9 protein-coding genes are annotated in these 10,886 nt (G+C 43.4%); 6 read left to right on the top strand and 3 right to left on the bottom strand.

Annotated elements, in window-relative coordinates:
• Nucleotides 1–277: 277 nt before the first annotated feature.
• Nucleotides 278–1,126, bottom strand: a complete 849-nt coding sequence (locus Q4567_RS20935) for a LysR family transcriptional regulator (protein ID WP_216047184.1) — start codon at nt 1,124–1,126, stop codon at nt 278–280.
• 154 nt (nt 1,127–1,280) lie between these two features.
• Here Q4567_RS20935 and gcvT point away from each other — a divergent pair, with 154 nt between their 5' ends.
• The 4 genes from gcvT (at nt 1,281) to Q4567_RS20915 (ending at nt 7,205) form a co-directional block, all read left to right on the top strand.
• A complete protein-coding gene (gene gcvT / locus Q4567_RS20930) occupies nt 1,281–2,360 on the top strand; it encodes a glycine cleavage system aminomethyltransferase GcvT (RefSeq protein ID WP_216047183.1) in 1,080 nt (359 codons plus the stop codon).
• Between the two features lie 74 nt (nt 2,361–2,434).
• On the top strand, nt 2,435–2,824 hold the full coding sequence (gene gcvH / locus Q4567_RS20925; protein WP_216047182.1) for a glycine cleavage system protein GcvH: 390 nt from the start codon (nt 2,435–2,437) through the stop codon (nt 2,822–2,824).
• A gap of 161 nt (nt 2,825–2,985) precedes the next feature.
• Nucleotides 2,986–5,886 carry an aminomethyl-transferring glycine dehydrogenase gene (gene gcvP / locus Q4567_RS20920; RefSeq protein ID WP_303502206.1) on the top strand — a complete coding sequence of 967 codons (2,901 nt, stop codon included), beginning with the start codon at nt 2,986–2,988 and terminating at the stop codon, nt 5,884–5,886.
• Nucleotides 5,887–6,800: 914 nt separating this feature from the next.
• Nucleotides 6,801–7,205 carry a BLUF domain-containing protein gene (locus tag Q4567_RS20915; protein ID WP_303502205.1) on the top strand — a complete coding sequence of 135 codons (405 nt, stop codon included), beginning with the start codon at nt 6,801–6,803 and terminating at the stop codon, nt 7,203–7,205.
• A 60-nt stretch (nt 7,206–7,265) separates the two neighbouring features.
• Here the strand turns inward: Q4567_RS20915 and Q4567_RS20910 are convergent, their stop codons facing one another.
• Nucleotides 7,266–7,526 carry a hypothetical protein gene (locus Q4567_RS20910; protein ID WP_303502203.1) on the bottom strand — a complete coding sequence of 87 codons (261 nt, stop codon included), beginning with the start codon at nt 7,524–7,526 and terminating at the stop codon, nt 7,266–7,268.
• A gap of 146 nt (nt 7,527–7,672) precedes the next feature.
• On the opposite strand from Q4567_RS20910, the gene Q4567_RS20905 reads away from it, so the two are divergent.
• Nucleotides 7,673–8,416 (top strand): class II aldolase/adducin family protein, encoded by a 744-nt coding sequence (locus Q4567_RS20905; protein ID WP_303502201.1) that lies wholly within the window; start codon nt 7,673–7,675, stop codon nt 8,414–8,416.
• A 235-nt stretch (nt 8,417–8,651) separates the two neighbouring features.
• Here Q4567_RS20905 and Q4567_RS20900 read toward each other — a convergent pair whose 3' ends face one another.
• Complete coding sequence (locus Q4567_RS20900) at nt 8,652–9,746, bottom strand: YeiH family protein (protein WP_303475643.1); 1,095 nt, start codon at nt 9,744–9,746, stop codon at nt 8,652–8,654.
• Nucleotides 9,747–9,856: 110 nt separating this feature from the next.
• Between Q4567_RS20900 and Q4567_RS20895 the strand changes: the two genes are divergently transcribed.
• Nucleotides 9,857–10,741 carry a LysR family transcriptional regulator gene (locus Q4567_RS20895; protein WP_303502198.1) on the top strand — a complete coding sequence of 295 codons (885 nt, stop codon included), beginning with the start codon at nt 9,857–9,859 and terminating at the stop codon, nt 10,739–10,741.
• The last annotated feature ends 145 nt before the right edge of the window (nt 10,742–10,886 follow it).

Genomic DNA, 10,886 nt, shown 5'->3' with positions numbered 1-10,886 from the left:
TGGTCTTTAGGCCATGGGAGATGGTTAACCTCCCACCGATGATTGCGCGCAGGTTGTAGCATGGTCTTTAGGCCATGAAATTCCCCTAACGCGGGGCTAAAGCCACCGCCTACAGGGTAGGGGAAATCATCTTATTTGTAGCATGGTCTTTAGGCCATGGGAGATGGTTAACCTCCCACCGATGATTGCGCGCAGGTTGTAGCATGGTCTTTAGGCCATGGAATTCCCCTAACGCGGGGCTAAAGCCACCGCCTACAGGGTGGATTTTGCGCGGGGCTTACGATTTCAACCTGGCCATGATGAAATCGGCTAAGGCGCGACTAATTTGCGGGTGTTGGGTATCGAGGTTGAATAGGCATATTTTGATTTTGCCTAATTGTGGCAACGACTTATGGCGAATTTCCTGTAAGGCACTGGGTAAACTAGACCTTGCTAACGCGGTGATGCCTAAACCTTGTTGTATTGCTGCTATCAACCCATAAAGATCGGCATTGGTATAGGTGATTCGCCAGCTGGTGGTTTGTTGTTTAAGTTTTTCAATTACACGGGAGCGATAAACACAGCCATCTGGAGCTAAAACCAGTGCTACTTTGTTAGCGCTTATGGCTTTATTTGCATCGCCCACCCAAATTAACTCATCTTCTAACACCACTTCACCTTCGGTTTGTTGATCTGGATGCACTAGTGCCAGCACTAAATCAAAGTCACGGTGATTTTTATCATTGAGTAAACTACGGCTCAGTTCAGAGGTGACTTCTAGGGCGACATCTGGATATTGTTTACTGAATTCTCCGATGATACTGGGGAGTAGGGTAGTAGCAAATTCGCTAGGTATGCCTAGTCGCAGTCGGCCTCGTAAAGACGATTGTTCGAATTGACGGAATATGTCGTCGTTGATACTCAGCATGGTTCTAGCTTGTTGCAATAGCGCCTGACCATCTTGGTTGACTAACTGGCGCTGGCCAATTTTATCAAATAGGCGACGTCCAAGTTGTTCTTCTAATTTCTTAATTTGTAAACTGATTGCCGGCTGCGAACGGCCCAGCATGTCACCCGCTTTAGCGAAGCCGCCTAGCTCTACGACAGTTACAAAAGTACGCAATTGGTCTAAAGACAGTTGTCTCATAAAAGATATTCAGCTTATAAATTCATTAGGATTACTAATTTAAGTAATTTAATACATTTAAAAAAATTATGTAAGCATTTGAATTATCAATTTGTCCCAGCGCCGAGTGATTTCTATACTGCTAATTCTAAGTGACGCAATCAGGTGAAGGTAAATGACCAACAAAACAGTTTTACACCCCAAGCATATTGAAGCTGGCGCAAAAATGGTGGACTTCCATGGCTGGGAAATGCCGATTAATTATGGTTCACAAATTGAAGAACATCATGCAGTGAGAAAAGATGCTGGCATGTTCGATGTGTCGCATATGACGATTGTGGATGTAAAAGGCAGTGAAGCTAAAGGCTATTTACGCAAACTATTGGCTAATGATGTAGCCAAATTGACCGAAAAAGGTAAAGCCCTTTACAGCGGTATGTTAAATGAAGAAGGCGGTGTGGTAGATGATTTGATTGTATATCACTTCGATGAAACAAATTATCGCTTGGTTGTTAACTCAGCCACTCGTGAAAAAGACATGGATTGGTTGAACAGCGTAGCTGATGGTTTTGAGGTTACTATTACTGAAATCCCTGATTATGCAATGATCGCTGTGCAAGGCCCGAACGCTAAACAAAAAGCCGCGACTTTGTTTTCAGACGCACAAAAAGAGGCTGTTGCTGGAATGAAGCCGTTTTTTGGTGTGCAAGCAGAAGATTTGTTTATCGCTACGACCGGTTATACTGGCGAAGCGGGTTACGAAATTATGGTGCCTAACGAAATGGCGGGTGATTTCTGGCAACGTCTGATCGAAGCTGGTGTTGCTCCATGCGGCTTAGGTGCTCGTGATACCTTGCGTTTGGAAGCAGGTATGAATTTATATGGCCAAGACATGGACGAAACGATTTCTCCGCTAGCCGCAAACATGGCTTGGACTATAACTTGGGAACCAGCAGATCGTGATTTCATGGGCCGTAAAGCACTTGAAACACAGAAGGCTGAAGGCACTCAGAAGTTAGTGGGCTTGGTGATGACTGACAAAGGTGTTTTGCGCACAGGTCAAAAAGTGAAGGTGTCTGAAGGGGAAGGCGTGATTACTTCCGGTACATTTTCTCCAACCCTAGGACACAGTATTGCCATGGCAAGATTGCCTGCTACTGCAGATACCACCGCTGAAGTAGAAATGCGTAAAAAGTGGGTAACCGTTAACATCGTTAAACCTAGCTTTGTTAGAAACGGAAAAAGTGTTCTTTAAAAAGGTGAGATAACATCACCTTAAATGAAATTTCGATTAAGTAGTTTAATAAAAACCAATATTTAGGAACGATTATGAGCAACATTCCATCAGAATTACGTTATGCATCAACTCACGAATGGGTTAGACCTGAAAGTGATGGCACTTTTACCGTCGGGATCACTGAGCATGCTCAAGAGCTTTTGGGTGATATGGTATTTGTTGAGTTGCCAGAAGTTGGCGACGCGGTAGGCGCTGGAGACGACGTAGCTGTAGCTGAGTCAGTAAAAGCAGCTTCTGATGTTTATGCACCTATCACAGGAACGATCGTAGCCATTAACGAAGATTTGGAAAACACACCAGAACTTGTTAATAGTGACGCTTTTGGCGACGGTTGGTTGTTCCGCATAGAAGCTGAAGATCCAGCTGAAGTGGAATCTTTGTTAGATGCTGAAGGTTACTCAAACAGTATCGACGAAGACTAATACTCGTTATCAGTAGAATGCTCGCAACTGTAATTATTCGTAATTACAGGTGGCGAGTATTATCTATTGATAGCAAACAAGTTGTATTGAATTCAAATATATAGAGAGCTTTTGCATTTCTATTTCCAGTATCACATTGTTCAAATTAAAGGCACTCATTCATGGCTAATACTCCGTTTTCACTCGCTCAGTTAGAACAGACCGAAGATTTTGTAAGGCGTCATATTGGCCCAAGCGAAAGCGAAATGGCAGAAATGCTCGAATTTGTTGGCGCTGAGTCATTAGACGACTTGATGAAGCAGACTGTTCCTGCTGGGATCCGTTTACCAGAATCCTTAAACATTGGCGACAGCATAACCGAAGTACAAGCATTACAAGAGCTCAAGCAAATTGCGAGTAAGAATCAGATTAAACGCAGTTTTATCGGCATGGGTTATAACGATACCATCACGCCAAATGTGATTTTACGTAATGTATTGGAAAATCCAGGTTGGTACACGGCATATACGCCTTATCAGCCTGAAATCGCCCAAGGTCGTTTAGAGGCGCTGTTGAACTATCAACAAGTGACAATTGATTTAACCGGATTAGAACTTGCTTCTGCCTCTTTATTAGATGAAGCAACAGCCGCTGCAGAAGCCATGGGGCTTGCCAAGCGTGTATCTAAAAACCGTAAAGCCAATAGCTTTTTTGTGGCAGACGACGTGCATCCACAAACGTTGGACGTCATTAAAACCCGAGCAGAAATGTTTGGTTTTGACGTAATTGTTGGAAAAGACGCAGAAGCGGCTTCTCACAATATATTTGGTGCGTTATTACAGTATCCAGGCACCACGGGTGAAGTGAAAGATCTCACCGATATCATCAGTGCATTACATGAAAACAAAGCCATAGTAGCCGTTGCGGCAGACATTATGAGCTTAGTCTTACTAAAATCACCAGGTGATATGGGCGCGGATGTGGTTCTAGGTTCTGCTCAACGTTTTGGCGTTCCAATGGGCTACGGTGGTCCACATGCCGCCTTTTTTGCCACTCGCGATGCTTATAAACGCTCGCTACCTGGCCGCATCATTGGTGTATCTAAAGATACTCGCGGACGTCCTGCACTGCGCATGGCGTTGCAAACCCGTGAACAACATATTCGCCGCGAAAAAGCTAACTCAAACATTTGTACAGCTCAAGTATTGCTTGCAAACATGGCCTCGTTCTACGCGGTTTATCATGGTCCTAAAGGTCTGAAAACCATTGCCACTCGGATTAATCGTTTTGCCGATTTATTAGCTGCAGCATTGACCCGTCATGGTTATGCGTTAAAGCATAATAGCTGGTTCGACACCATCACTGTGTTAGTTGAAGACAAAGACGCCCTTATTGCTCGTGCTGCACAAGCGGGTATGAATTTACGTTCAGATCTAGCTGCAAACGAAGTGGGAATTTCTGTTGATGAAACCACCACCCGTCACGACTTAAAAGCGCTTATCGATTTATTCTGTGGTGATACTCATGGTTTCAATATTGAAATGATGGACGCAGAAATTACCACCCAAGGTTCGAAATCATTACCCACGCATTTACTGCGCACTGATGAGATTTTAACTAACCCAGTGTTTAACTCTTATCACTCAGAAACCGAAATGTTGCGTTATATTAAATCTTTGGAAGACAAAGATTTAGCCTTAAACCATTCAATGATAAGCCTTGGTTCATGTACCATGAAATTGAATGCAACTGCGGAGATGATCCCGGTAACTTGGCCAGAATTTGGCAAACTGCATCCATTTGCGCCAATTGAACAGGCGCAAGGTTACAAGCAGATGATTGACGAGCTAAGCGATTGGTTAATTAATATCACCGGGTACGATGCGATGTCGATGCAACCTAACTCTGGTGCGCAAGGTGAATATGCTGGCCTAATCGCCATCAAAAATTACCATGAAAGTCGTGGGGAAGGGCACAGAAACGTATGTTTAATTCCAAGCTCAGCCCACGGAACTAACCCTGCTTCAGCGCAAATGGTGAGCTTGAAAGTAGTGGTGGTTAACTGCGATAAAAACGGTAATGTCGATTTAGCTGACTTGCGCAAGAAAGCCGAAGAAGTGGCTGAAAATCTGTCTTGTGCAATGATCACCTACCCATCTACGCACGGTGTTTACGAAGAAACCATCAAAGAAATGTGTGACATTGTGCACGAGTTTGGTGGTCAGGTTTACATGGACGGCGCTAATATGAATGCCCAAGTTGGGGTAACCTCACCGGGATTAATTGGTGGTGATGTGTCGCACTTAAACTTGCACAAAACCTTCTGTATTCCACACGGTGGCGGTGGCCCTGGTATGGGACCTATCGGCGTAAAAGCCCACTTAGCCCCATTTTTGCCGAATCACAAAGTAGTCGATACCGGTAATACCACTGCTGGAAACGGCGCTGTTTCAGCCGCGCCGTGGGGAAGTGCATCGATTCTGCCAATCAGCTATATGTACATCAAAATGATGGGCAGCGAAGGCCTCAAAAAAGCCACCGAAGTGGCAATGCTAAATGCCAACTACGTAGCCCAGAAACTCGAAGGGCATTATCCAGTGCTTTACAAAGGTCGTAACAATCGTGTTGCTCACGAATGTATTATCGACCTGCGTCCAGCTAAGGAAACCTCAGGTGTAACTGAAATGGATGTGGCTAAACGCCTAAACGACTACGGTTTCCACGCGCCAACTATGAGCTTCCCAGTAGCTGGTACGCTGATGATCGAACCAACAGAATCTGAAGCAAAAGCAGAACTAGACCGCTTCATCGAAGCCATGATCTGCATACGCGCTGAAATGGCAAAAGTGGAAAGCGGCGAATGGGACGCAATCGACAACCCACTACATAACGCCCCCCACACCCTAGACGACATCTGCGACAGCGACTGGAATCGTGCCTACGACCGACAAACTGCCGCATACCCAGTACCGTCAGTGGCTAGAAATAAATTCTGGCCAAGCGTTAACCGCATCGATGACGTATATGGAGATCGTAACCTTATTTGTTCTTGTCCGAGTATTGAGACTTATATGGAAGATTGATTGTTGTTGTTTTGAAAAAGCGAGCTTAGGCTCGCTTTTTTTATGGCTGAGCCACAAAGCATGGGCTTTGCTGACTAATATTATTCACTTCGTTCACCGCAATCCATTGCGGGGTTTCAAACCGCATCCCTGCGGTCCGACTTAGTTTTCTTCAACAGCCAAGAAAAGTAAGCAAAAGAGGCCGCGCTCCGGCCAATTTTCTATTCAAATTAAAAATAGACTCCTATGCCAGAGCGGCGAAAGGTAACATCCATGTAAAGCAATTCGCCTTGTCCAGACGTCCATGTCTGGACATCTGGCAAGTCTATTTGGAATTTGGAAAATTGGAGTCGAGGGTAAATCAAAAGCATGCTTGTGGTATTTTCTGTGCTGTGCACATAAATTTCTTCTTATTATGGCTGTCCTGATAAGGTTAGAACTTGATGTGATACTGCGTTTTTTAAACCATGTAACATCACTATCAACTAATTAAAAACACCAGAAACTGATGCAAGGCTCCCTTGTGTTTAAAACAACAATTTTTCTTATAACTATAATGGTTCATGGTGCGGTTCTGACACATTTAAGCAATAAAGGCCAAATGTTAGACAAATCCGATATCAACGTCAGCTATATAATGAGAAGGCCATCACACGGACAGCCACAGACTGGACCCTCAACAAATATACCGGATTGCTATATGTATCTTCCTAAAATACCACCAGGTTGAAACTTTTCTTCGTCCAGCAGTGGTAATTTTGGCCTCTATCGCAACTACCTGAAAAGATGTTTGTCTATTGAACCCATTATTTGCATTATATTTTAAATAGGACTTTTTAATAACGAGTCATTTTAACTATTACGACCTAGGTTTTTTTTTGTACTAAGTCGCCAATTAGTAGATTGAAACTATATCAGATCAAAACGGACGATTTATGATTCACTTAATCTATGTCAGTGATTTTGCTCGAGAACTAAATCAGCAAGATTTCGACGATATTCTTACCGTATCGACAAAAAACAATTACGAACAAGATATAACTGGTTTTCTTGTGGTGAATGGTCAGAATTTTTTTCAGGTCTTAGAAGGTTCAGAAGAGCAGGTTTATACTCTATTAGAGTCAATCAGGCGTGATCCCCGTCATCAAAATTTGCGCGTCATTATTTCTGAAATAATAGAAAAGCGAGATTACCCCAAATGGAGCATGGGCTTTGTTTGCAACTGGCATGACTACTTTTCCGAAGATATTAAATCTGTGTTGATACAATACGGTAAAACCCAAGTTTTCAATCTAAATCATGGCAAAGGGTTACGAGGGTTGTTGCAAGGACTAGGGTAATTCACGGGAGTAATTAGCAAGACAGTCACACTAATTCGACTTGTTGCTGTAGAATAGTCATTATTTACTAAATACTTTACCACCGATCATTTTAAATGCGGGAGTGCCTCTTATTAAAGTATCTCTGGCGAAGATGCTATTGCACTTTGGGCAAGTGCAGGGCGATAAAGTGAAATCTTTAGTAATGCGTTGCTTAAAACATTTAAGTAGCGATCCTTTGCCGCCTTTGCCGCCTTTGCGGTATTTAAATAGCTGGGTTTTACACTGGCTGCAGAAGATGTTTACGGATGACTCTGGGGCTTTTTTATTAGGCTTCGCCATGTATTTTTCCGCTAGTCGATAATTATACGGCAATGATTATAACATTTGATTGACCTAATGATGATGAATGAAATGACTTACGCTTTATTTTAAGTATATTCCACAACATTACTAATTTACTGGATAGAATTTATGAGAGTTAAACAATGAGCAGTGATAATTTACAACAAGAAGCGATTTTACGTCGTGATTTAGCAGCAGCATACCGACTAGCTGCGATGCTAGGTTGGGAAGATACTTTGTATACTCATTTTTCAGTCCGTTTACCTGGGGACGGAATTCCCCGTTTTTTAATCAACCCTTTTGGGCTAATGTTTGATGAAATCTGTGCCAGTGATTTAGTTGTTGTTGATTCTCAAGGTAAGATTTTAGAAGGCGACGCAGATTATAATCTCGCTGGTTTTACTATTCATAGTGCTGTACATATGGCGCGTGACGATGCCCATTGTGTGATGCATACCCATACACTGGCAGGTATGGCTTTAGCGGCTTGTGATGATGGTTTATTGATGCTAAATCAGATCAGTACTGAGTTCTATGATCGTCTTGGTTATCATGACTATGAAGGTGTTGCATGGAACCTTGAAGAGCGTAAACGTATTCAACAATCATTAGGCAATAATATAGGGTTAGTCCTGCGCAGCCATGGTTTATTAACGGTAGGTGAAAGTGTCGCAGATGCATTTCAAATTATGTATTACCTTAATCGTGCCTGTGAAATTCAGTTGGCTGCTTCGCAAATGGGAAGCCTGTCAAAAGTGTCGACTATTTCTAATGAATTAGCTCAATATGTTAGTTCGCAGTTTAAGAAAGTAGAGCATGAACGTCATATAGTGTGGCAAGCTTGGCTAAGGAAATTGGATCGTATTGATCCTTCCTATAAAAATTAAATAAAATTGGGGTTAGGGAAATAATGGGGTCAGTGTAAATTAATCATTAACCCCAGTTTTCATGGGTACCCGATTGCTAAATGTATTTTTCTAAAATACCACCGGGTTGAAACGTTTCGTCGTCCACCAGTGGTATGTTTTTGGGCTGCTATTGCAATTACCTTAAAAGATGTAAATCTATTGAACCCCTTAAAGCTAGGCCTCTATTTGAAATCTGTGGATCCATGTAAAAAGACTATATGCCTGCTATCGCCACATTTATCCCATACCCACCAAGGGTAAGAAATAAAAACAAGCAAGCTGCCAGTAATAAAGGCTTTAGCCCGGCTTGGCGAATTGCGCCAATATGGGTGCGTAGTCCCAATGCCACCATAGCGATAGTCAGTAAAATAGCGTCTAAATGAATTATTTTTTCGGTGATAATTGCAGGGATAATCTGAGCCGAGTTGATGCCACTGGCCACAATAAATAGCACGGCAAACCAAGGGATCATAATGTTGCTTTTGTTTGGCTTGCCAGCTTCGTTTGCTGACAACGTTTTTGCGTGTTTTTTGTTTTGCCATACTGACAACAACACTAAAAAAGGCGCAAGCATCATGACTCTTAGCATTTTTTCAATCACTGCCACATTTGCAGCTTCAGGGCTAACCGCACTGCCTGCCGCCACCACTTGTGCCACTTCATGAATGGTAGAGCCAGCATAAATTCCGTAGGCGTGTTCACTTAACCCTAAGTAGCCATAAGCAAGAGGGTAAATAAACATGCTCAAGGTGCCAAACACCACCACAGTGGCAACCGCAACAGATACCTTATGCGCCTGGGCTTTTACCACGGGCTCAGTCGCCATGACTGCGGCTGCACCGCAAATTGAACTGCCAGCACCAATAAGAATGGTGGTCTGTTCGTCTAATTTGAAAACACGCTTGCCCAGCTGCACCGCCAGCCAGAACGTTAAGCCCAGCATTGCCATGTCAGTGACTAGGCCTTGCCAACCCACGCCCGCCACTTGGGCAAAGGTAATACGAAAACCAAACAACACTACGCCAGCTTTTAATAATATGCTTTTGGCGTAATCTACGCCGACATCAGTGTGCACGGCTACCCGTGAAAAGAGGGTATTACCAACAATAATACCGAGCACGATCCCAATGGTTAAAGAGCTTAATCCTGTTTGCTGAACAAAAGGAACATGACTCAGATAGGTTGCAACCAACGCGATAGCCGTAACCATTATTAAGCCTTGCCACCAACGCGAATCGTAAAAGTGACTGCTTTGTTGTGAGCATCCTTGCTGGCCGGTATTGAAAAAACGCTTAACTGCACTGTACATAAGGCTGCTCCTATTGCTATCACTATTAAAGGTTGACTTGATAATAGGACTTGGCAAAATATAACTCCAATACATTAAAATCATGTATTGATAACTTTAGGTTAATTAATATGAATTTACATGCGCTCAGGGTATTCCATCGTGTTGCTCAACTGGGCAGTTTCTCTCGAGCCGCGGATGCTTTGTGTATCAGTCAACCTGCTGTTTCTAAAGCGTTAAAGGAACTTGAGCATCAGTTAGGTATGCAGTTAATCGCGCGAGCATCCAGAGGTAAAAAATTAGCGTTAACCGAAGGCGGCCAGAGCTTGTTCAATCATGCAAAAAGCATATTTGCTATAGAGCAAGCTGCACTTGAAGATGTAAGAGCGCGCACAGGGTTGAAACAAGGTACATTAGTGTTAGGGGCGAGTACCACAATAGCGGGTTATTGGCTGGCACCTTATTTAGCGCGATTCACCCAACAATACCCACACATTAAAGTAGAAGTACAAGTCGCTAACACAGCGCAAATCGAACAAGCTCTTCTTGCCTGCACCATCGACCTCGCTTTGGTCGAAGGGCATGCAAACGATTCACACATTAGTAGCCAGCATTGGCAAGATGACCCAATGAGCATAGTGATCCCGGGTTCGCTGACTGCCATAGGCGATAAAGCGAACTGGTTGAGTCAGCAGCGATGGCTACTACGAGAGCCGGGGTCGGGTACTCGGCAAATGTCATTTACCTTATTAGCTAAACAAGGCATAACAGTGAATGACAGCATGCAACTGGGCAGTAACGAGGCGATTGCCCGCGCGGTCACACAAGGTTTAGGGGTAGCTTTGCTACCTCAAGTGGTTACTGAGGATTTGGTGCAACTGAATAAACTAAAAGTGATCTCGACCAGACACTATCAAATGTTATCTCGTCCGTTGTATCAACTGCGATACCGCGATAGACCTTCTTCCCCCGCAGCGGACGCTTTTACGACCCTATTGTATCAGCCGCTCGCCTAAAGTTTCAGTTAGCTTGATGGTGTCATGTATTTAAATCATACGGAAATCACACGAACACCCACAGACTGGACCTTCAAAAAATATACCCGATTGCTATATGTATTTTCCTGAAAAGATGGCTGTCCATATAAACCTCATAAAGATA

Origin of the sequence: Aliiglaciecola sp. 2_MG-2023 (assembly GCF_030548145.1) — a bacterium.
GTDB classification, from domain to species: domain Bacteria; phylum Pseudomonadota; class Gammaproteobacteria; order Enterobacterales; family Alteromonadaceae; genus Aliiglaciecola; species Aliiglaciecola lipolytica_A.
Note: the sequence above shows the minus strand (reverse complement) of the source record. Positions and strands in the feature narration are given on the sequence as shown.